This is a genomic window from Rhizobium atlanticum, assembly GCF_030182485.1.
In the GTDB taxonomy this organism is placed as follows: Bacteria; Pseudomonadota; Alphaproteobacteria; order Rhizobiales; family Rhizobiaceae; genus Rhizobium.
This window is the reverse complement of sequence record NZ_JAQJCJ010000002.1, coordinates 420,974-442,772: the sequence shown is the minus strand read 5'-3', so window position 1 is coordinate 442,772 and position 21,799 is coordinate 420,974. Positions and strand designations below refer to the sequence as shown.

The following is a 21,799-nucleotide window of genomic DNA, read 5'->3' as shown; positions in this document are numbered from 1 at the left end:
GCATTGTCGAGTCCGGATGTGAGCATTCCGGTTTTTCACAGGATTAGCCCCAATTGGCTATTTCGAGGCGATTACAACCCGACCTCGGATCGATCCGGCGAACGGATGGGGTGACGGGGAGGCTCGGCTTCCTGGCTGGGGTCCGCCACCAAGCCTCCCGGCTGACCGAATCTTTGAAAGCGGCAGCACTGATAGAGTGCCGCTTTCTGCTCGGGCTGATCCAACTGTGATGAAGGCGAGAGTTAACCGGGGATTAATATCCACCGGCACTGTCTCAATCCGACGCAATCCCGGCCGGGCCGACGGTTTCAGGCAGCCAGTCTGCGAAACCGCGTCCTGATCCGGTCGAGATAATAATGTCCGGGAGACGACGCCGCCGTCATCGCACGGGCTTCCGAAGAGGGCACGCCTTCGAACAGACGCTCCTCGCCGTTCTTGAAGCAAATCCTCAGCCGCCCGTCTTCCTGGCTGAAATAGACGGATTTGATGATCTTCGACTTCACCGAAAGTTCTTCCACCTGTTTTACCTCTGTTTTGGTTTGGCAGAAGCCTAAACCAAAACGTGCAAAGACGCGGTGAAGCAGCGTGGTAAAAATTCAGGAATCTTTGCGGACGTTGGAAGATGTTAACAGGGCATTGGTTCCGCCGCTCATCTCGACGCGGCCGAATTCATGGCTGAAAGGAAAGGTCGATATTTGACAGCGTTGCAATTATGACGAATCTTCCATCCACAGGTGAGTGATGGCAGGGTGCAATGTTAGGTGAAGCGATTTCTTTTGTAAGACGTAATCTGTCTCTCGTATGCGCTGTGGTTGCAATTAACTGCGCGATGGTTGCTTTTGATGACTACAGCGGCCGCAGCAGCAGCAATTCAACGCAATATTTCGTTGCGCTGTATTTTGGGTTCTGCATTCAGAATGCAATGTTGAACGGAGACGGAAGAATATCGAATTTGACCAGCGGCATGCGCGGGTTTGGTGCCTACATCTGGAAGAACTTGCTTATTATGCTCGTCGTCATCGGAATCGGGGTTGGTGTCCCCGTCGCCTTTGGCGCCGCTTCTTTTTCCAGGAACGTATTTCTACTCCTGTGCCTTGCGGTGATCGCAATCATCCTTCCGCTGCTCCTCGCCCTTGTCGGAACTTGGCCCATTGCCGGGATCGCGGGTGCGAAAAGCGGGCTTTCAGATGCCTTCAGCAGGGGAAAACGGGGTCTACTTCCTACCTTTTTGCGCATGTTTGCGGGGCTTATTCTACCTTTCATCGGTGCTTTGCTGTTGCTGGCGGCAGCGGCATCGATGTCATACGAAGCCGAAAGCATCTTCTCGGATGGAAAACTGAATTTTATCGCTCTTGCGGTGCTCGTTGTTTGCCAATGCGTATCCACATTCGGCATATGCTACGTTTCGATCGTTCTGGCTCGAAAACTCCAGATGTCGGAGGCTTCACGGTATACCATAGAAGGGCCTCGGGGGGATGCGGCGAGAGCGAGGAGCGTCTCGGAAATATTCGAATAGGGCTTAGATCAATTGGGTTTCCCGCCCGGGGTTGTGTTGACACAAAAGGTTAGAGCGGTTCTGCGCTCCATAAAAAGTTGAACCGTTCTCGCCGCGACCACGCTGAATCTGGGCATTCCAAATTTGCGGTCGTCCGTCCGAATACATTTCGGATACGCAGCAATCGGATCGTGGATCAGTGCGCCTGAGCAAATGAAGCAACGGTTATTAACGAAAAATGGCGGACAGAGAGGGATTCGAACCCTCGGTACGCTTTCACGTACACACGCGTTCCAGGCGTGCGCCTTAAACCACTCGGCCACCTGTCCTTTGGCGTTCGCGCCCGGATAGGAGCAAATCGTCGGAACGGCGCGATATATACCGATGAATTTTTGTCGATCAACCCAAATCTAACAGTTTTTTGACTTCTTCCGATAAAACTCCGCTCGGCCCATCCCATTGTGCTTCACCTCAGCGATGACTATGTAATTCTCAAGGTGGAGGATGGCGCGGGCTCGCCGGAATTGTCCGGCATATCGAAGCGTCGGAGGGATTGATGCGTTTCCTGTTGCGTCTGGCGAGTCTTGTCGCGCTTGCGGCAGCCGTTATTGCCGGGACCATCGATTCGATCCAATCGGTTGCCGCCTCCGCCGTGATCATGACGCCGATGTCGGATGCCTGGCAGGATGTGAGCCCGGATACACTGACGTCGCTGCAATCCGCGCTTTCCTACTATATCCACCCGCGCTTCTATGCCTTCATCTTTCAGTGGCTGATGCTCCAGCCGGCCTTTGCGGTTTTTCTGGTGATCGCGCTGCTTCTTTGGATGGTCGGCTACAAGAAGCCGCCGGTGGCCGGCCGTTTCACGGCATAGGCAAGCTGGTCTTGCCGCTGCGGCTCGGCCGAAGATTCGGTCGCCGCCGGTCTTTCCGTGACCCCGACATGGCTGTCGGATTGCCGGGAAATTTTGCATCCCGGCAGCGGAAATGTCCAAAAATCAGCCCGGGAGAACTGATTTTCAGCAATCGCTGCAAATCTTTACCGCCTGAAAAATTTCTGGTGAATTTTTCTGTGAGCCATGCAAGGATGCGCGCAGCCAGGCCTCCGGGGGGAGGTCGGTGGTTCCGCAGACTCGCCCAAAAGGCCTTGCGGGAGGACCCCTAATGAATAGCAACAACAGGGCTGCACAATGAAAAAATCCCTTCTCACTCTCCTTGCCGTGGCTGCCATGTCGACGACGGCGCTTGCCGCCGATGTCAAGCCGGCGCTGGTTTACGGCACCGGCGGGAAGTTCGATAAGTCTTTCAACGAAGCGGCCTATAACGGCGCCGAGAAGTTCAAGGCCGAGACCGGCATCGCCTATCGCGATTTCGAGCCGACCGGCGACACGCAGGGCGAACAGGCCATCCGTAACTTCGCAAGCCGCGGTTTCAACCCGGTGGTCGCCGTTTCCTTCGCCTGGACTTCGGCCATCGAGAAGGTCGCAGCCGAATTCCCGGATACCAAATTCATCATCGTCGACTCAGTCGTCGACAAGCCGAACGTCCGCTCGGTCGTCTACAAGGAAGAAGAAGGCTCCTACCTCGTCGGCATTCTCGCCGGCATGGCCTCCAAAACCGGCAAGGTCGGCTTCGTCGGCGGCATGGACATTCCGCTGATCCGCAAATTCGAATGCGGCTATGAGCAAGGCGCGCGCGCCGCCAAGGCCGATATCGAGGTGTTCCAGAACATGACCGGCACCACCGGTGCTGCCTGGAACGATCCGGTTCGTGGCGGTGAGCTCACCAAGAACCAGATCGACCAGGGCGCGGATGTTATTTACGCGGCAGCCGGCGCCACCGGCCTTGGTGTTCTGCAGACCGCCGCCGACAACAAGAAGCTGTCGATCGGCGTCGACTCCAACCAGAACCATCTTCATCCGGGCTCGGTCCTGACCTCGATGGTCAAGCGCGTCGACCTCGCCGTCTACAACGCCTACACCGATACCAAGAATGACAAGTTCACCGCGGGCGTTCAGGCCCTCGGCGTCAAGGAAGATGGTGTTGGCGCCGCGATCGACGACAACAACAAGTCGCTGATCACGCCGGAAATGCAGGCCGCGGTCGACAAGGCCAAGGCCGATATCATCGCCGGAACCGTCAAGGTTCACGATTACACCTCGGACAACGCTTGCCCGAAGTGATCAGCGCCCTGATGTAATATCGAGATCGGGCGTATGGCGGAGGGGATTTTCGCCATACGCCCTTTTCTTATTTGGAGCCTGCAGTGACAGATAAGCCCGCTATCGAGCTTGTCGGCATCGATAAGAAATTCGGTGCCGTCCATGCCAACAAGGACATCAATCTCACCGTTGCCAAGGGAACGATCCACGGCATCATCGGTGAAAACGGCGCCGGCAAATCGACGTTGATGTCGATCATCTATGGTTTCTACCACGCCGACAGCGGCGAGATCCGCGTCAACGGCAATCCGGTCACCATCCGTGACAGCCAGGCGGCGATCGCCGCAGGCATCGGCATGGTGCACCAGCATTTCATGCTGGTCGATAATTTCACGGTGCTCGAGAATGTCATGCTCGGCGCCGAAGGCGGATCGCTGCTGGCGAGAGGCGTCGCATCGGCCCGCACCGAGCTCAAGCGACTGGAAACCGAATACGGCCTCGAGGTCGATCCGGACGCACTGATCGAAGAGCTCCCGGTCGGCCTGCAGCAGCGCGTCGAAATCCTGAAAGCCATGTATCGCGGCGCCGAGATCCTGATCCTCGACGAACCTACAGGCGTGCTGACGCCGGCTGAAGCCGACCACCTCTTCCGCATCCTCAAGGTGCTGCGCGACCAGGGCAAGACGATCATCCTCATCACCCATAAGCTGCGCGAGATCATGGCGATCACCGATACGGTCTCCGTCATGCGCCGCGGCGAGATGGTCGCCACCCGCAATACTGCGGAAACGACGGTGGAGGAGCTTGCCGAGTTGATGGTCGGCCGTCGCGTGCTGCTGCGCGTGCAGAAGGGCGAAGCCAATCCGGGCGCCGCCGTGCTCTCTGTCCGCAACCTGACGGTCAAGGACAATCGCGGCGTCACCATGGTCGATAATGTCTCCTTCGAGGTGCGTGCCGGCGAGATCGTCGGCATCGCCGGTGTCGCCGGCAACGGCCAGTCCGAATTGCTGGAGGCGATTGCCGGTATCCGGAAGCCTGTCTCCGGCGAAATCCTTCTCGACGGCCAGACGATCGACAAGGCCGATCCCGCCCGCCTGCGCGACCTCGGGCTTGCCCATATTCCCGAGGACCGGCACCATATGGGACTGGTGCTGAAATTCGAGGAATATGAAAACTCCGTCCTCGGCTATCACCGCCGTCCGGGCTACAGCAAAGGGCCGCTGCTCGATCTCGACGCTATCCGCCAGGACGCGATGGAGAAGATCGAAAAATACGACATCCGCCCGCCGAATCCGCGGCTGAAGACGGCCAATTTCTCCGGCGGCAACCAGCAGAAGATCGTCGTCGCCCGCGAGATCGAACGCGATCCGAAGATGCTGATCATCGGCCAGCCGACGCGCGGCGTCGATATCGGCGCCATCGAATTCATTCACCGCCGGATCATCGAGATGCGCGACGCGGGCAAGGCGATCCTGCTCGTCTCCGTCGAGCTCGATGAGATCCGCGCCCTTTCCGACCGTATCCTTGTCATGTTCGCCGGCCATGTCGTCGGTGAGAAGACGCCCGATGCCGGTGAACAGACCCTCGGCCTGATGATGGCCGGCATTGCCGCGTGAGGCCTTTATGAGCACTGCTTCTGTACCGCTACCAAACTGGATCAGTTACGGCCTGATCCCGCTTTTGAATCTTGTCGTCGCTTTCCTGATCTCGGGCTTTGTCGTCTGGCTGATCGGCGAAAGCCCGCTGGATGCATTGTCGCTGCTGCTCGAGGGTTCGCTCGGTACTGGCGAATTCATCGGCTTCACGCTGTTCTACGCGACGAGCTTTATCTTCACCGGCCTTTCCGTTGCGGTGGCAATCCATGCCGGCCTCTTCAATATCGGCTCTGAGGGCCAAGCCTATCTTGGTGGCCTCGGCTGCGCTTTGGTGGCGCTTTCGCTCGACAATTACGTGCCATGGTATGTGACAATGCCGGTGGCCGTCGTTGGAGCTGCCCTCTTCGGTGCGGTTGCCGCCTTCATTCCGGCATGGCTTCAGGCGAAACGCGGCAGCCATATCGTCATCACGACGATCATGTTCAATTACATCATTGCCTCGCTGATGAACTACCTGTTGGTGCACGTACTGATCGTGCCCGGCAAAATGGCGCCGGAAACGCGCACATTCCTTGAAGGTGGGCAGTTGCCGAAGCTGACATGGCTGATGGAGATATTCGGGACAAAGCTCGGTGCTGCCCCGTTGAACGTCTCATTCATCATTGCGCTAGTCATGTGTTATCTCGTCTGGCTTCTTATCTGGCGCACCAAGCTTGGCTTTGAGATGCGCACGCTCGGCGTCAGCCCCACGGCCGCTTCCTATGCCGGTATGCCCTATGTACGGATCGTGATGATCGCCATGATGCTTTCCGGCGCGCTCGCCGGCATGATGGCGCTGAATCCTGTCATGGGCGCCTCCGCCCGGCTACAGGTGGGGTTTGTCAGCGGTGCCGGCTTCGTCGGTATCGCCGTCTCGCTGATGGGCCGCAATCATCCGCTTGGCATCATCTTTGCTGCAATCCTTTTCGGCGTTCTCTATCAGGGCGGCGACTGGATCTCCTTCGAAATGCCGAATATCACCCGCGAAATGATCCTGGTCATCCAAGGCTTGGTGATCCTGTTCGCCGGTGCCCTGGAACACATGTTCCGGCCGGCGATCGTGCGCCTCTATCAACAGTTTGCGCGAGCCTGAGGAGCGGACGATGGATTATTATGACATTTTCATCAGCATTCTGGCCTCCACGATCCGACTGTCGATCCCGCTGATCTTCACCGCCCTTGCCGGTCTGTTTTCGGAACGCGCTGGCATTTTCGATATCGGCCTCGAGGGCAAGATGCTGGGCTCGGCTTTCGCCGCCGCCTGTATTGCCTATATCACCGACTCGGCCTGGCTCGGGCTCGGCGCCGGTATCGTCTGCTCGGTGGCGCTCAGTCTGGTGCATGGCTTCGCCTCGATCACCAATCGCGGCAACCAGATCGTCTCGGGTGTGGCGATCAACTTCTTCATCGCCGGCATTACCATCGTGCTCGGCCAAGCCTGGTTCGGCCAGGGCGGCCGCACGCCGCAGCTGGCGCCTGAGGCCCGCTTCGCGCCGATCATCCTGCCGGGCGCCAATGCCGTCCACGACATACCGATCATCGGTCCGCTCTATGCAAGCGTGATATCGGGCAACAATATCCTCACCTATCTTGCCTTCCTCGCCGTGCCTTTCTCCTGGTGGGTCCTTTACCGCACGCGTTTCGGCCTCAGGCTGCGCGCCGTCGGCGAAAATCCGGGCGCAGTCGATACGGCAGGCATTTCGGTTGCCTGGCTGCGCTACCGCGCCGTCATGTGCGCCGGCATCCTCTGCGGCTTTTCCGGCACCTATCTCGCGATCGCCCAGTCCGCCGCCTTCATCAAGGACATGTCGGCCGGCAAGGGGTATATCGCGCTGGCGGCGCTGGTCTTCGCCAAGTGGAAGCCGGTGCCTGTGATGTTCGCCTGCCTGCTCTTCGGCTTCCTCGATGCTTTGGCGAACTTCATGCAGGGCAAGCAGGTACCATTGGTCGGTGAAGTGCCGGTCCAGGTTTTCCAGGCGCTGCCCTATATCCTGACCTGCATCCTCCTTGCCGGCTTCATCGGCGTCGCAATCCCGCCGAAGGCCGGCGGCGTGCCCTATACGAAGGAGCGTTGATCATGTCCCACGACCTGTTCGAGGCCGCTCGCGGCGCCATGGCCTTTGCTCATGCGCCCTATTCGAAATTCCCGGTCGGTGCGGCGATCCGCGCCGAGGACGGCAAGGTCTATACCGGCGCCAACATCGAAAACCTCTCCTTCCCGCAAGGATGGTGCGCCGAGCCGACCGCGATCAGCGCCATGATCATGGGTGGCGCCAGGAAGATCGTCGAAATGGCCGTGATCGCCGAGAAGCTGCCACTCTGCCCGCCCTGCGGCGGCTGCCGCCAGAAGATCTCCGAATTCGCCGCCAAGGACACGAAGATCTATCTCTGCGATGAGGCGGGCGTGAAGAAGACCATGACAATGGAAGAGCTTCTTCCCTTCAGCTTCGAGACGGAACTCGGATGAGGACGACGGTCGACCTGCTCGCCGCATTGCTCGGCGCGATCAAGCCGCGCCATGGCATCGTGCTCGGTTCTGGTCTCGGCTCCCTCGTTGGCCAGTTGGAAGGCGCCGTCCGCATTCCCTATCGCGATCTGCCGGGCTTTCCCGTCAGCGCCGTCTCCGGCCACGCCGGCGAAGTCGTCGCCGGCCGCCTCGGTGGAAAGCCGGTCATCATGCTTTCCGGCCGCGTGCATTATTATGAGAAGGGCGATGCCAACGCCATGCGCCTGCCGATCGAGGTCTTGAAGGCGCTCGGCGTCGAGGCGCTGATCCTGACCAATTCGGCCGGATCGCTGCGCGACGACATGCCGCCTGGTTCGGTGATGCAGATTACCGATCACATCAACTATTCCGGCATGAACCCGCTGATCGGCGAGGAAAGCGACCATCGCTTCGTCGGCATGACCAATGCCTATGACGCCGGCCTCGCCGCGGCGATGCGGAAGGCGGCGGCAAAACTCAAGATCGAGCTGGGGCAGGGCGTCTATATGTGGTTTTCCGGTCCGAGCTTCGAAACGCCGGCCGAAATCCGCATGGCGCGCATCCTCGGCGCCGATGCCGTCGGCATGTCGACGGTGCCGGAGGTGATCATCGCAAGAATGCTGGGCCTGAGGGTTGCGGCCGCTTCCGTTATCACCAACTATGGAGCAGGCATGACCGGCAATGAGCTCAGCCATGAAGAAACCAAGGACATGGCGCCCGTCGGCGGCGCCCGTCTCGCCGCCATATTGAAAGAGATGATTGCGGGAGAAAGCGAAAATGAATAGCCATTCAATCCGGGAAACGGCGGCGGTCGCCCTTTCCCTTCTCGACCTCACCAATCTGAAGGACGATTGCACCGAGGCGCAGATCGATACGCTCTGCGCCCGCGCGCAGACGCCCTACGGTAACAGCGCCGCGATCTGCATCTGGCCGCGTTTCGTCGCCCATGCCCGCAACATCCTCGGCGCCGGCCATGCCGTGCGGATCGCAACGGTCGTCAATTTCCCAGCAGGCGATATGGAAGTGGCCGATGTCGCCGCCGAAACCCGTGAGGCGATTGCCGATGGCGCAGATGAGATCGATTTGGTCATCCCCTACCGCAAGTTCATATCAGGCAATGAGAAGGCGGTGACTGACATGGTCAAGGCGGTGCGCGCCGAATGCGCCGGCCCCGTCCTGCTGAAGGTGATCATCGAGACCGGCGAGTTGAAGGATGCGGCCTTGATCCGCCGTGCCTCCGAACTGGCTATTGAAGCCGGCGCTGATTTCATCAAGACCTCGACCGGCAAGGTCGCCGTCAACGCGACGCTCGAAGCCGCCGACATCATGATCCGGGCCATTCGTGAGAGCGGACGCAAGGTCGGCTTCAAGCCGGCTGGCGGCATCGGCTCGGTGGCGGATGCGGCGCTCTATCTCAGCCTTGCTGAAACCATTATGGCGCCGGACTGGGCTATGCCCTCGACCTTCCGCTTCGGCGCTTCCGGCCTGCTCGACGACATCCTCGCGGTTCTGAGCGGAGCGCAGCCGGCAGCGGCTGCGGCGTCGAGCTATTGAGATGATTCCGCAGGAGATCATCCGGCGTAAACGCGATGGCGAGGAACTCGACGCCGCCGATATCAGCTCCTTCATCGCGGCACTCGCCGCCGGGCAGCTGTCCGAAGGCCAGATCGGCGCCTTCGCCATGGCCGTCTGGTTCAAAGGCATGTCACGCGAGGAAATCGTGGCGCTGACGCTGGCGATGGCCAATTCCGGCGACAGGCTGCAATGGGCTGGCATCGACCGTCCGATCGCCGACAAACATTCGACCGGTGGCGTCGGTGACAATATCTCGCTCATGCTAGCGCCGATCGCCGCTGCCTGCGGCCTCGCCGTCCCGATGATTTCAGGACGCGGCCTCGGCCATACCGGCGGCACGCTGGATAAGCTCGAATCCATTCCCGGCTATGCGATTACCCCTGATGCGGAGCTCTTCGGCAAGGTGGTGAAGGAGGCGGGATGCGCCATCATAGGCCAGACCGGAACCTTGGCGCCTGCCGACGGCAGGCTCTATGCCGTGCGCGATGTGACCGCCACCGTCGATTCCATTCCGCTCATCACTGCCTCCATCCTGTCGAAGAAGCTCGCGGCCGGGCTTGAGACGCTGGTGCTCGATGTCAAGCTCGGCAACGGCGCCTTCATGGCTGACCGCCGCCAGGCGGAGATGCTGGCGCGTTCCCTGGTCGAGGTGGCCAAAGGAGCCGGCGTGAAGACCTCCGCCCTGATCACTGACATGAACGAGCCGCTCGCTGATTGCGCCGGCAATGCGGTGGAGATGCGCAACTGTTTGGACTTCCTGGCGGGCAGGAAGAGCGGCACGCGGCTTGAGACCGTGGTTTTTGCCTTCGCCGCCGAGATGCTGGTGAAATCGGGCATTTCCGCCTCCTCTGAAGAAGCCAATGGGATGGCGCGCCGAGCGCTGTCATCGGGCGAGGCGGCCGAAAGCTTCGGGCGTATGGTATCCATGCTCGGCGGACCGGCCGATCTCGTCGAGAATTCGGAAAGATACCTGGCCAGGGCGCCGGTCGAAAAAGAAGTCCCGGCCGCCCGATCGGGCTGGCTTGCCGCCTGCAACGCGCGCGGTATCGGCATCAGCGTCATCGATCTCGGCGGCGGCCGCCGGCACCCGGCAGATCGAATCGATCACCGCGTCGGCTTCTCCGGCCTCCTGCCGCTTGGCACCCGAGTCAATGCGGGCGATCCGATCGCTATCGTTCACGCTGCCGACGAAGCCGCGGCGGGAAAAGCTGCTGCGGCCCTTGCCGTGCATTATCGGATTGCTGACGACAGGCCGGAACTGGCCCCCGTCATTGCAGGCCGGGTCTGATGCGGTTTATTGTTTGAGGCTGAGCGAGCCGTCGGCGACGGAATAGGAGGCGAGTTTCTGCAGAAAGCTCATGCCGACCAGGGTGGTCGTGAGCGCGTCGTCCCTGAGCACGAAGGCCTCGACATTCCGGACGCGGATGCCGCCGATTTCGACCCGATCGAGGGTCAAATGCGCGGCCTTCGTCTGGCCGTTTGCCGTGTTGACACCATAGCGAAAGTCGAGCTGGTTTGCGGTATAGCCGAGCCGGCGGGCGAGTGTCTCGTTGAGGGCGACGTAGGTGGCGCCGGTATCGATCAGCCCTAGCACAGGCTTGCCGTTGATCTTGAAGCTGCCGGTATAGTGGCCCTGCGCATCCGCCTGCAGGCGGATCGTACTATTGCCGGAAGCGGGCGCCGGTGCCGCGGACTGGCGGGCGTCGGCAGATACGTAATTGGCGGAGAGAACGTCGGCAGGTTGCTGGCTGACGCTTCCAACGAAAGAAGGTACCTGTGTGGCCAGCACCGCGGCGATGCTGGCGAATATGACGGTACGCACGAGCATGAAACAGAAATCCTTCCTGTATAAACCCCGCTTCATGCAGCGCCTCATGCTTCCAGCTTGCTAAGCCTCAAATCCTGATAAGTTGCTAATATGGATAACAAAAAGGCCCGGAGCGAACCGTCCGGGCCATAAAGCCTTTCGATTTGGTAAAGGAAGGCTGAAATTATTTGGTGCCGTACATGCGGTCGCCGGCATCGCCGAGGCCGGGCATGATGTAACCCTTCTCGTTGAGATGGCTGTCGATCGCTGCGGTGAAGACCGGAACATCGGGATGCGCGGCGCGGAAGTTGCGGATGCCTTCCGGAGCGGCAAGCAGGCAGAGGAAGCGGATATTGTGGGCGCCGCGTTCCTTGAGCTTGTCGATTGCCGCAATCGACGAATTGCCGGTCGCCAGCATCGGGTCGACGACGATGATCAGGCGCTCGGCCACGTCTTCCGGCGCCTTGAAATAATATTCGACCGGCTGCAGCGTCTCGTGATCGCGGTAGACGCCGATATGCGAGACGCGCGCGGATGGCACGAGGTCGAGCATGCCTTCGAGCAGTCCGTTGCCGGCGCGCAGGATCGAGGCGAAGACCAGCTTCTTGCCCTCGAGGATCGGCGAGTCCATCGTCTGCAGCGGCGTCTCGATTGTCGCCATCGTCAATTCGAGATCGCGGGTGACCTCGTAACAGAGCAGCGTGGAGATTTCGCGCAGCAGGCGCCGGAAACTTCCCGTCGATGTCTCCTTGCGCCGCATGATGGTGAGCTTGTGCTGCACAAGCGGGTGATCGATGACCGTGACGCCGTCCATGGGGAAGCCTTTCATTCTTTCTATCGAATGTTTCTTTCACGGAAATCGGCTCGACCGCAAGAGTGGAGCCGAATTTGCGTCGGTCTTCCCCAGCCTCTCGCCTTAAAGGCGGGCAAGCAGGACCTTGCGCGTCTCCTCGTCGACGAAGGCCGCTTCGATCGCCGTGCGAGTCATGGCGTCGATCTCCGTATCGTCGAAGCCGAAGGCTTCAGCGGCAAGCTCGTATTCCCGCTTCAGCGATGTATGGAAAAACGGCGGGTCGTCGGAGCTGATCGTCACCCGCACACCCGCTTCCTTCAAGCGCCGCAGCGGATGCGAAGTGAAGTCGGGAAAGACCCTGAGTGCGATGTTGGACCCCGGGCAGACTTCAAGCACGGTACCGAGATCGGCAAGCCGCTTCACCAGATCGGTATCCTCTATGGCGCGCACGCCATGGCCGATGCGCGCGGGCCGCACGGCATCGAGCGCGTCGGCAACGCTGAAGGCGCCGCAGACTTCGCCGGCATGGATGGTCAATCCCAGGCCGGCATCGCGGGCGATGTCGAAAGCTCTGATATAATCGGCCACACGGCCCATGCGCTCCTCGCCGGCGAGATTGAAGCCTGATATCAAAGGGTTGCCAGCTTTTGCCGCATATTCCGCCGCACCGATCACGCTTTCGGGACCGAAGTGCCGTTCCCCGGTGACGATCAGCCGAGCCTCGATGCCGCTTTTGGCCTTGGCCCGCCGGATGCCTTCACAGACGCCTGATATATAGGCGTCTGCGCCGAGCCCGATGCGCTTGCCGTGGTCGGGCGACACGATGAGTTCGCTGTAGATGGTATTGATGCCTGCAAGTTCGTCGAGATAGGTTTCCGTCAGAAGCGCATAATCCTCCTCCGTCCTGTAGACCTCGGAAACCTTGTCGTAACACTCGAGAAAACTTGCGAAATCGTGCCAGACATAGGCGCCGTCGCGAAGCTCGCCGCTGATGTCGACGCCGTATTTCCGCGCCTGCGCCTCTGTCAACACAGGAGGTGCCGCACCCTCCAGATGGCAGTGCAGCTCGACCTTCTTCAAATGCGATGTCACAGAAAACTCCTTCCATGCGCTCCGCCGGGGATGCCGAGGTGGCGCGCAATGCTTTCGCCGATATCGGCATAGGTACGACGAACGCCGATGGAACGCGACCGCATGCCGGGGCCGTAGGCAATGATCGGCACGCGCTCGCGCGTATGATCCGTGCCGCGCCAGGTGGGGTCGCAGCCATGGTCGGCGGTCAGCACGACTAGGTCGCCGGGTTTCAACTTTTTGTGGACCTCAGGCAGACGAGCATCGAAGGCTTCGAGCGCTGCCGCATAACCGGGCACGTCGCGACGATGGCCGTAGATCATGTCGAAATCGACAAAATTGGTGAAGACGAGATCGCCGTCCTCGGCCGCGTCGATTGCCGAGAGCGACGCATCCATCAGCGCCTCGTTGCCGGTGGCCTTAATGACCCTGGAAATGCCTTGATGGGCGAAGATGTCGCCGATCTTTCCCACGGCATGTACGTGCCTGTTGTGCTCGACCAGCCGGTCGAGCAGCGTCGGCTCCGGCGGCAGAACGGAAAAGTCGCGCCGGTTTCCGGTGCGCTGGAAGGTGGAGGCGGATTGGCCGATGAAGGGCCGGGCGATGACGCGGCCGATATTGTAGGAATCAAGAAGGGCGCGAGCCGTGCGGCAGAAGGCAAGCAGCCGGTCCAGGCCGAAATGCGCTTCGTGCGCCGCGACCTGAAAGACCGAATCCGAGGACGTATAGCAGATCGGCTTGCCGGTGCGGATATGTTCTTCGCCGAGCCTGGAGATGATTTCCGTTCCCGAGGCGTGGCAATTACCGAGAATGCCGGGAATGTCGCCCTCCCGGCATAATGCCTCGATCAGCTCCGGGGGAAAGGCATCGCCTTCCGTCGGAAAATATCCCCAATCGAAACTGACAGGTGTCCCCGCGATCTCCCAATGGCCCGATGGCGTGTCCTTGCCGCGGGAGATTTCGCTGGCCGCGCCATAAATGCCGTAGACCTTTTCCGGCAGGGGCATGCCGGCCGGAAATTGGCCGGAGGCCGCCCGGGCGATGTGCAGAAGCCCGAGTTCCGACATGTTCGGCAGGGAAAGCGGCCCGCTGCGCAGCCCGGCGCGGTCTCCGGCACCGGCCGCGCAGAATTCGGCGATATGGCCGAGTGTGTCGGCGCCCTCGTCGCCATAGGCTGCCGCATCAGGCGCCCCACCGACGCCGAAGGAATCGAGAACGAAAAGAAAGGCGCGCGCCATTTTACCCCCGAAAGGACCGATCGCCGGCCTCCGGACCGTCGGAGGCTGAAGCCCACGCATATAGCGCCGCGTCTGGCTTGGCAAATTCGAGATGGGGAAGGGGTCAGCAGTCGCCGCAGGGTATCGAGTCGCCTTGCCGCTGGCGGTAGAAGAAACTGCGGCTGATGGTGATCGTGCGCATCCCATCCGGCATGAAGTTCGGCGCGAAAAGGAACATCCTATAGGGGATGCTGAGTTCGGTCCGAACGAGGAAGCTATTTGCCGTCTTCATGTCGGCCGGCACGTCGCTCACCGTCACATTCTTGGCATAAGGCGTCGTGCCATCCTGGGCCCAGGACCAGAGCACTTTCGCATTGGCACTGGCGTCGATTGAAATTCCGGTGATTTTCAGTGTCAGCGATGTCGTGTTGTAAGGTACGAACATCCCGGTTGCCACCGATGGCATTTGCGCAAGCGCGCTCTTCGTGACGGATTGCTGCTGGGTGACGAGGTCGGCGATCGCACCAGCGGCTCGTGTCGCGCGCTTGCTGACGCTGAGGCCGATCGTGATCTCGAAAGCGCCGATGTAGAGCATGATGAGCACGGGAAAGAGGATTGCGAATTCGATCGCTCCGGCGCCCTTGCGCTCTCGCGCCAGCCGACGCGCCTGCTGTACCAGTCTGGAGAACGGGTTGCGCAACGCCATTATGGATACTGCTCGTTCTGGAAGACCGAGGTGGCGATAATCAGATATTGCGTCGGCATCGAACCGTCGGACGGACGGATCGTCGTGATATAGGGCCGGACCAGATCCGTGATGATTTCCCATCGATAGTAGGCGCGCAGCATGTTGATTGTGCCGGCACCGCCAGGCGTATATTTGAAGGCCGCGGTGTTGATGTCGGCATATCGATCACTGGAAACTTTGGGGATCGTCGTCGGAATGGCCGAGAAGGAGCTGAACGTCTGCACATCCACGTAAAGCTTGCTCGGCGTGGCGGCTTCGCTGGTCGAGCAGCTGATCAGGATCGAGATCTCGTTGCAGAACGCCTGGCGGAATTGCGTCTGGCTCATATCGGTCGTACGGCCGAGATTGTAAGTGATCTGACCGGTCCGCATCCGGCGGCTCATCGTATCGACGGCGTTGGAGACGAGTTCTTCGGCGGCGAAGGCGATGAAGGTTTCAAGGATCGCGAAGATCACCAGGAAGTATGGGATGGCAAGCAAGGCAAATTCGATCGCCGCTGCGCCATCGCGCGAGCGGGCGACAGAGCGAAACATGGAGAAACGGTACGGCGCGAAGGCGCGCTCCCTATCCGTCTTCTGATCAACTACCGTCATTGCCTGGACCCGAGCGACATCTCTGCCTGCCACACTAGGGTCCGTTCGTTGATTTTCCGTTTCAGGCCGATACGACGATTTTAACGAATGGCAGAAGATCCCAGCCGGGCCGATCAGGGTGATGTGGCGCCGGCGGCCGCTTGCTGCGCATGCTGCTCGCAATTGGGTGTGCAGGACAGCACGGAGCGCTCGGTCTGCCGGTAGACGCGCACCGTGTTGCCCTCGTCTATCGACACAAGGATGCGCTCGTCCAGGATCGCGTTACCGTCGGCATCCAGAAGAACCAGATTGGTGGTGCCGAAGCTGCGTCCTGTCAGCACGATGGTCTTGGCATCGGCCACGGTCGCGTCTGCGACCTGGGCATTGCCGACGATGACCTTGCTGACGGGGCGGTCGAGCTTCAAGACGCGCGCATGATCCATATAGACGCGCAGCATGTCATCATCTGCGGCCGAGGAAACTCCCGAAATACCGGAAACGGCGATCATGCCGGCAAAGAAAATGGTTTTGCCGCTCGATGACATTGGGTCCTCTTTCACGATCACAGCGCAACAGGCGCATAGAATGGGAAAAAATGGTGAATGAAGCTTTAAACCCACCACGCTGTTTCGCGGTGAGACGGGATGATCTGATTTGGCACGAGATCCGGCCGGCGTCATTGCGGCTCGATACGGCGCCTGTGCTATTGCTGGATGAATCCCCTCGTTAACCTCTGAAAATCATTAAATGTTGAGCGAAATGAATAGCGTAAAGCTTACCATACAAGAGCCTCCGGCGGCTTTCACATGCTGTTAACTCTTTTTCTTAAGCCGATGGAAACGCCCATTCATTAGATTGCTGTCATCCGATCAACGGCAACAGTTGGCGGACGTGCTGAACATCAACTGGAGTTAGGAGTACCCATGACCAAGCTTTTTAGCCGTTTTCTGAAGGACGAATCCGGCGCGACCGCAATCGAATACGGCCTGATCGCAGCCCTCATTTCCGTAGCACTCATCGCCGGCGCGACGACCCTCGGCCAGAAGATCGGCAACACGTTCAACGGCTTGAGCACCAAGATGACCAATGCCGAAACTGCGAGCGGCGGCTGAGACCGAGTGCCGCCCAACGGCACCCGCATAATAACGGCCTTTTGGTTGGTTGATACATCGAGCGGGCTCACAGGCTGAACGGCCGTGAGCCTTTTCGCATCATGTCAGGATCGGGTTTAAGCATGATCACAGCCGCAGTCTTTGTGATATTGCCGCTCTGCCTCGCTTTCGCGGCTTTTTCGGATCTGTTCACCATGACGATCCCGAACCGTGTTTCCCTGATCCTCATCGCCTCTTTCTTCTTTCTCGCACCACTTTCCGGTCTCGGCCTGCAGGCAATCGGCATGCATCTTGCCGCCTGCGCTATCGTCTTTATGGCATGCTTCGCTCTGTTTGCCTTCAATGTGATGGGCGGTGGAGACGCAAAGCTGTTGAGCGCCACCGCCCTCTGGTTCGGCGTGAACGAGTCCCTGCTTTTCCTGATGACCGATGTTGCCATTATCGGCGGGCTCATCACCCTGCTCATCCTGCTGGTGAGGGCGCAGTCGAATACCATCCTTGCGATCGGCCTGCCGGTGCCCAACTCTTTGCTGCTCGCCAAGAAGATCCCCTACGGCATCGCCATCGCGATCGGCGGCTTCATGGCCTTCCCGTCCTCGCCGCTCTTCATCGCTGCGCTGGAAAGCTTGAAGTAACGGCATTTTAAATGCCCATTAACTTAAAATGTAAGCATTGCATTAACCATAATTATACCAATTCCTGAGCATTCTGCAGGGCGAACATATCGTGCCTTGAGGAATGATCGATGAAACCGGCCCGCCTTATAATTCTAGCTGTCGCCTTGGTGGCAGCCGGCCTAGCCGGGCTCCTGGCAATGCGCATGGCCGGCAGCGGTGGCGTCGTCACGCAGGTGCAGTCGGTCATCGAAAAAGAACCCACCGTCAACATCCTCGTTTCGAGCAAAAATCTGCCGGTCGGAGCCAGACTGGGCGACGACACGGTGCATTGGATGGCCTGGCCGAAAGAAGGCGTCGTTCAAGGCTTCATCACCGAAGCCGACAAGCCGGATGCTATCAAGGACCTGCAGGGCGCCGTCGTGCGTCTGCCGATCTTCGAAGGCGAGCCGATTCGGCCCGAAAAAGTCGCCGATTCCAGCAGCCGCATCCTGTCCTCGCTGTTGCCGGCCGGCAAACGCGCCGTCGCGACCGAGATATCTGTAGCAACGGGCGCCGGTGGTTTCATCCTGCCGAACGATCGCGTCGATGTCATCATGGTCCGCAAGGGCACCGAGGCCAACAAGCTCATCACCGAAACCGTGCTGAGCAATGTACGCGTTCTCGCCATCGACCAGCAGATCCAGGAAAAGGACGACGGCTCCAAGGCCGTGGTCGGCACGACCGCAACGCTGGAACTGACCCCAGACCAGACGAAAGTTCTCGCCGTTGCCCAGCAGATGGCTGACCGGCTTTCGCTCGCTCTGCGCTCCGTCGCCGATGCGCAGGAGCAGGATACCAGTGCGGCGGACTATCTGCTGAGCGGCGACAACGGCAGCGCGATCATTCAGGTCATCAAGTCGGGCTCCATCGTGACGGATGCCGGCGCAGCGCCGAAGGCGGAGTAAAAGACGTGCAAATGGGTAATTCAATGCGGCGCGCCAAGCTTCTCCTGACAGGCTGCCTTTCGCTTGCAGTCGGCGCGACCGGCATGGCGCCGGCCTCTTTCGGGCCCCTTCTTGCTGTCAGTGAGGCGCGTGCCGCGGAAAGCCTTGTCCGCATCTCGCAGACCGGCCCCGACGCCCATCGCCGGCTGAAGCTCGGGCTCAACAAGGCCGTCGTCGTCGATCTGCCGGAGGATGCCCATGATATCCTCGTCTCCGACCCGACCATGGCCGATGCCGTGACCCGCACTTCGCGGCGCATCTACCTGTTCGGCAAGAAGGTCGGCCAGACGAATATCTTTGTCTTCGGCGCCGGCGGGCAGGAGATCGTCAACCTCGATATCGAGATCGAGCGCGATGTCTCGGGCCTTGAAACCAATCTGCGCCGTTTCATTCCCGACTCCAACATCAAGGTCGAAATCGTCTCCGACAACATCGTGCTGACCGGCACCGTTCGCACGCCGCAGGACGCGACGCAGGCGGCCGATCTGGCGCAGGTCTTCCTGAAGGGCGGCGAAGCGACGACGAGAACCGAGACGGCATCCGGCACCGGCGGCGACAGCTCGGTGGCGCTCTTCGCCGAAGGGCGCCAGACGTCGCAGGTCGTCAACCTGCTGCAGATCCAGGGTGAGGACCAGGTCACCCTCAAGGTGACGATCGCCGAGGTTCGCCGCGAGGTGCTGAAGCAGCTCGGCTTCGACAACCTCGTCTCCAATTCCTCCGGCATGACGGTCGCTCAGCTTGGCGCTCCGAGCGCCGACAGCGCCACAGCCACCGTCGGCGGCGGCCTGGCGGCGCTCTTCAAAAGCTCGATCGGCAAATACGACATTTCGACTTATCTTAACGCCCTGGAGCAGGCCAAGGTCGTCAGAACGCTCGCAGAGCCTACGTTGACGGCGATATCCGGCCAGGCGGCGACCTTCAATTCCGGCGGCCAGCAGCTGTATTCGACGACCGACAACGACGGCAACGTCACTGTCGTTCCCTTCAACTACGGTATCAATCTTGCCTTCAAACCGGTCGTGCTGTCGTCCGGGCGCATCAGCCTGGAGATCAAGACCAACGTCTCCGAGCCGGTGGCTGGCAGCGGCAACGCCACCTATCAGCGCCGTTCGGCGGAGACTTCGGTGGAACTGCCCTCGGGCGGCTCGATCGCCCTGGCCGGCCTCATCCGCGACAATGTTTCCCAGACGATGGGCGGCACGCCCGGCGTCTCCAAGATCCCGCTTCTCGGCACGCTGTTCCGCCAGAAAGGTTTCGAACGTCAGGAAACCGAACTTGTGATCATCGCGACACCCTACCTGGTGCGTCCGGTGGCGCGCAATCAGCTCAATCGGCCGGATGACAATTTCAGCCCTGAGAATGACGGTGCAACTTTCTTCCTCAACCGTGTGAACAAGGTCTATGGCCGCCGCGAGGCGCCCGTCGCCGACGCGCAGTTCCACGGCTCGATCGGGTTCATCTACAAATGAGCGGGGCACGGTCGGCAGCAATGGCACAGAACAGAGATCAGGCGATGGCCCATATCAATGCGACGACACACCGCCTCGGTTACTCCAGGGCGCTTTTTACCGCGGCCGTCATGTCGGTGGCGATCCTGTCCGGATGCGCCGGTCCGCATGACCAGCTGACGACAGGCGGGATTCCTGACGACTACCGCGCCCGCCATCCGATCATCGTCACCGAGGCCGAGCAGACGGTGGATATACCCGTCGCCTCGACCGACCGCCGCCTGACCGTCGCCCAGCGCGACCTCATCCGTGGCTTTGCTGCAAACTACATATCACGCGCCTCGGGCCCGGTTTACGTCCTGTCGCCGGAAGGTTCGCCGAATTCCGCAGCAGCCTATCAACTGCGCAACCAGGTCCGCGCCGAGCTGGCGGCGAGAGGGATCGCAAGCTCGAAAATCATCAATACGTCCTATGCCGCTGCCGGTGCCGGCGATGCGGCGCCGATCCGGTTGAGCTTTACCGGCACGACCGCGGTCACGACGCAATGCGGCCAATGGCCGAAGGATATCTCCAACGATTTCGCCAACCAGAACTACTATAACTTCGGCTGCGCCTCTCAGAACAACCTTGCCGCCCAGATCGCCAATCCGGAGGACCTGGTGGCGCCCCGCGGCATGACGCCGATCGATGCACAGCGGCGCAACAACGCCATCCAGGAATACCGGACGACGTCGACGACGATCGAAGATGCCAGCGATAGCGGATTCTGAGGCGGAACGGGACGATGAGCGCAATCGAATACGAAATCAGGAACCCCAGCGAACTTCGCCACGCCGAAGAGGCGGTGCGGATGGCGGATCTGGAAAATATGCGGCCGTTGCCGCGCATCTCGGTTCACGCTTTTTGCGAAAGCGAGGCCCTGCAGCATGTCATGGAACGCTGCGCCAATGATCGGCGCATGGCGAAGGTGAGCATGCGCATCACCAGCGGCGGCATTGCCGCTGCCGCCAACATGTTTGCCGGCGCTCCGACGCCGAACCTGATCATCCTCGAGACCAAAGCCAATTCCGGAAGCCTGCTGGGCGAACTTGCGCCGCTCGCCGCCGTCTGCGATCCGACGACCAAGGTCGTGATCGTCGGCTACTACAATGATATTGGGCTCTATCGCGAACTCATCCGCAACGGCATTTCCGAATATATGGTTCAGCCGGTTGCCATGCCCGACATTCTGGCGGCAATGGCCTCGATCTTCGTCGATCCGGAAGCCGAGCCGCTCGGCCGCAGCATAGCCTTCATCGGCTCGAAAGGCGGCACCGGCGCCTCGACCATTGCGCATAATTGCGCCTTTGGTATTTCCAATCTTTTCTCCACCGAGACGATCCTCGCCGATCTCGATCTGCCCTATGGCACGGCCAATATCGACTTCGATCAGGATCCGGCACAGGGCATCGCCGAAGCGGTCTTTGCGCCCGATCGGCTCGACGAGGTCTTCCTCGACCGCCTGCTGACGAAATGCTCAGAACACCTTTCCCTGCTTGCCGCACCCTCGCTGCTCGACCGCGCCTATGATTTCGATGGCCAGGCTTTCCAGCCGGTGCTCGATGTCCTGCAGCGCAGCGCGCCCGTCACCGTGCTCGACGTTCCGCACGCGTGGTCGGAGTGGACGCGCACGGTTTTGGCGAGTGTCGACGAGGTGGTCATCACCGCGGTTCCCGACCTTGCCAACCTGCGCAACACCAAAAACATGCTGGACGCGCTGCGCAAGATGCGGCCGAATGACAAGCCGCCGCATCTGATCCTCAATCAGGTCGGCATGCCGAAACGTCCGGAGATATCGCCGTCGGATTTCTGTGAGCCGCTGGAGATCGATCCGATCGCGATCATTCCCTTTGACATCAACCTCTTCGGCAACGCCGCCAACAGCGGCCGGATGATCTCGGAAGTCGATCCGAAGTCGCCGACGGCCGAAACCTTTTCGCAGATATCGCACATCGTCACCGGCCGGGTCGCCATCAAGAAGGCGAAGAAGGGCGGCCTGCTCGGCCTCCTGAAGCGGAAGTAGATGTAGAATGAAGAGATCG

General features: G+C 60.3%; 24 protein-coding genes and 1 tRNA gene. 16 read left to right on the top strand and 9 right to left on the bottom strand.

The genetic code is table 11. The features are described 5' to 3' along the window. Positions 1–308: 308 nt before the first annotated feature. Entirely contained in the window at positions 309–518 is a 210-nt protein-coding gene (locus PH551_RS04650) for a KTSC domain-containing protein (RefSeq protein WP_285192040.1), read from the bottom strand. 236 nt (positions 519–754) lie between these two features. Between PH551_RS04650 and PH551_RS04645 the strand changes: the two genes are divergently transcribed. After that, on the top strand, positions 755–1,516 hold the full coding sequence (locus tag PH551_RS04645) for a hypothetical protein (RefSeq protein ID WP_285192039.1): 762 nt from the start codon (positions 755–757) through the stop codon (positions 1,514–1,516). 218 nt (positions 1,517–1,734) lie between these two features. On the opposite strand, the gene PH551_RS04640 is transcribed toward PH551_RS04645, so the two are convergent. Continuing rightward, positions 1,735–1,824: transfer RNA gene (locus tag PH551_RS04640), tRNA-Ser, on the bottom strand. Between the two features lie 227 nt (positions 1,825–2,051). Between PH551_RS04640 and PH551_RS04635 the strand changes: the two genes are divergently transcribed. The 9 genes from PH551_RS04635 (at position 2,052) to deoA (ending at position 10,638) form a co-directional block, all read left to right on the top strand. Continuing rightward, a complete protein-coding gene (locus PH551_RS04635; protein WP_085776573.1) occupies positions 2,052–2,369 on the top strand; it encodes a hypothetical protein in 318 nt (105 codons plus the stop codon). Positions 2,370–2,684: 315 nt separating this feature from the next. After that, the gene (locus PH551_RS04630) at positions 2,685–3,677 is read left to right on the top strand and encodes a BMP family lipoprotein (protein ID WP_085776574.1); all 993 of its coding nucleotides are present in this window, start codon (positions 2,685–2,687) and stop codon (positions 3,675–3,677) included. Between the two features lie 83 nt (positions 3,678–3,760). Next, complete coding sequence (locus PH551_RS04625) at positions 3,761–5,272, top strand: ABC transporter ATP-binding protein (protein ID WP_285192038.1); 1,512 nt, start codon at positions 3,761–3,763, stop codon at positions 5,270–5,272. A gap of 7 nt (positions 5,273–5,279) precedes the next feature. After that, on the top strand, positions 5,280–6,383 hold the full coding sequence (locus tag PH551_RS04620; RefSeq protein ID WP_285192037.1) for an ABC transporter permease: 1,104 nt from the start codon (positions 5,280–5,282) through the stop codon (positions 6,381–6,383). 10 nt (positions 6,384–6,393) lie between these two features. Beyond that, positions 6,394–7,365, top strand: coding sequence for an ABC transporter permease (locus PH551_RS04615; RefSeq protein WP_285192036.1), 972 nt, complete (start codon positions 6,394–6,396; stop codon positions 7,363–7,365). 2 nt (positions 7,366–7,367) lie between these two features. Beyond that, positions 7,368–7,757, top strand: a complete 390-nt coding sequence (locus PH551_RS04610; protein WP_064800281.1) for a cytidine deaminase — start codon at positions 7,368–7,370, stop codon at positions 7,755–7,757. Then, complete coding sequence (locus PH551_RS04605; protein WP_221114620.1) at positions 7,754–8,560, top strand: purine-nucleoside phosphorylase; 807 nt, start codon at positions 7,754–7,756, stop codon at positions 8,558–8,560. The genes PH551_RS04610 and PH551_RS04605 overlap by 4 nt, the downstream gene beginning before the upstream one ends. Beyond that, positions 8,553–9,329 (top strand): deoxyribose-phosphate aldolase, encoded by a 777-nt coding sequence (gene deoC, locus PH551_RS04600; RefSeq protein ID WP_285192033.1) that lies wholly within the window; start codon positions 8,553–8,555, stop codon positions 9,327–9,329. The genes PH551_RS04605 and deoC overlap by 8 nt, the downstream gene beginning before the upstream one ends. Position 9,330: 1 nt before the next feature. Further along, positions 9,331–10,638 carry a thymidine phosphorylase gene (gene deoA / locus PH551_RS04595; protein WP_285192032.1) on the top strand — a complete coding sequence of 436 codons (1,308 nt, stop codon included), beginning with the start codon at positions 9,331–9,333 and terminating at the stop codon, positions 10,636–10,638. 6 nt (positions 10,639–10,644) lie between these two features. Here the strand turns inward: deoA and PH551_RS04590 are convergent, their stop codons facing one another. The 7 genes from PH551_RS04590 to PH551_RS04560 all read right to left on the bottom strand — a co-directional run bounded on the left by PH551_RS04590 (position 10,645) and on the right by PH551_RS04560 (position 16,103). Further along, the gene (locus tag PH551_RS04590; RefSeq protein ID WP_285192031.1) at positions 10,645–11,214 is read right to left on the bottom strand and encodes a TIGR02281 family clan AA aspartic protease; all 570 of its coding nucleotides are present in this window, start codon (positions 11,212–11,214) and stop codon (positions 10,645–10,647) included. 127 nt (positions 11,215–11,341) lie between these two features. Next, complete coding sequence (upp, locus tag PH551_RS04585) at positions 11,342–11,971, bottom strand: uracil phosphoribosyltransferase (RefSeq protein ID WP_020920114.1); 630 nt, start codon at positions 11,969–11,971, stop codon at positions 11,342–11,344. Positions 11,972–12,073: 102 nt separating this feature from the next. Further along, entirely contained in the window at positions 12,074–13,042 is a 969-nt protein-coding gene (locus tag PH551_RS04580; RefSeq protein ID WP_285192030.1) for an adenosine deaminase, read from the bottom strand. Beyond that, positions 13,039–14,259: a phosphopentomutase gene (locus tag PH551_RS04575; protein ID WP_285192029.1), complete on the bottom strand. Its 1,221-nt coding sequence runs from the start codon at positions 14,257–14,259 to the stop codon at positions 13,039–13,041. The genes PH551_RS04580 and PH551_RS04575 overlap by 4 nt, the downstream gene beginning before the upstream one ends. Positions 14,260–14,362: 103 nt before the next feature. Continuing rightward, complete coding sequence (locus PH551_RS04570) at positions 14,363–14,944, bottom strand: TadE/TadG family type IV pilus assembly protein (RefSeq protein WP_097600395.1); 582 nt, start codon at positions 14,942–14,944, stop codon at positions 14,363–14,365. Beyond that, positions 14,944–15,579: a TadE/TadG family type IV pilus assembly protein gene (locus PH551_RS04565; RefSeq protein ID WP_285192028.1), complete on the bottom strand. Its 636-nt coding sequence runs from the start codon at positions 15,577–15,579 to the stop codon at positions 14,944–14,946. Before PH551_RS04565 ends, PH551_RS04570 begins: the two co-directional genes overlap by 1 nt. Before the next feature lie 113 nt (positions 15,580–15,692). Next, on the bottom strand, positions 15,693–16,103 hold the full coding sequence (locus tag PH551_RS04560) for a pilus assembly protein N-terminal domain-containing protein (RefSeq protein ID WP_020920118.1): 411 nt from the start codon (positions 16,101–16,103) through the stop codon (positions 15,693–15,695). A gap of 378 nt (positions 16,104–16,481) precedes the next feature. Between PH551_RS04560 and PH551_RS04555 the strand changes: the two genes are divergently transcribed. From PH551_RS04555 to PH551_RS04530, 6 genes are all read left to right on the top strand, one after another. After that, complete coding sequence (locus tag PH551_RS04555; RefSeq protein ID WP_088390615.1) at positions 16,482–16,670, top strand: Flp family type IVb pilin; 189 nt, start codon at positions 16,482–16,484, stop codon at positions 16,668–16,670. Positions 16,671–16,792: 122 nt separating this feature from the next. After that, complete coding sequence (locus PH551_RS04550) at positions 16,793–17,305, top strand: A24 family peptidase (RefSeq protein ID WP_285192027.1); 513 nt, start codon at positions 16,793–16,795, stop codon at positions 17,303–17,305. 110 nt (positions 17,306–17,415) lie between these two features. Beyond that, the gene (cpaB, locus tag PH551_RS04545) at positions 17,416–18,231 is read left to right on the top strand and encodes a Flp pilus assembly protein CpaB (protein WP_285192026.1); all 816 of its coding nucleotides are present in this window, start codon (positions 17,416–17,418) and stop codon (positions 18,229–18,231) included. Between the two features lie 11 nt (positions 18,232–18,242). After that, on the top strand, positions 18,243–19,739 hold the full coding sequence (locus PH551_RS04540) for a type II and III secretion system protein family protein (protein ID WP_285192025.1): 1,497 nt from the start codon (positions 18,243–18,245) through the stop codon (positions 19,737–19,739). Next, positions 19,736–20,488 (top strand): CpaD family pilus assembly protein, encoded by a 753-nt coding sequence (locus tag PH551_RS04535; protein ID WP_285192024.1) that lies wholly within the window; start codon positions 19,736–19,738, stop codon positions 20,486–20,488. Before PH551_RS04540 ends, PH551_RS04535 begins: the two co-directional genes overlap by 4 nt. Before the next feature lie 14 nt (positions 20,489–20,502). Continuing rightward, the gene (locus tag PH551_RS04530) at positions 20,503–21,780 is read left to right on the top strand and encodes a CpaE/TadZ family protein (protein ID WP_285192023.1); all 1,278 of its coding nucleotides are present in this window, start codon (positions 20,503–20,505) and stop codon (positions 21,778–21,780) included. Positions 21,781–21,799: the final 19 nt, after the last annotated feature.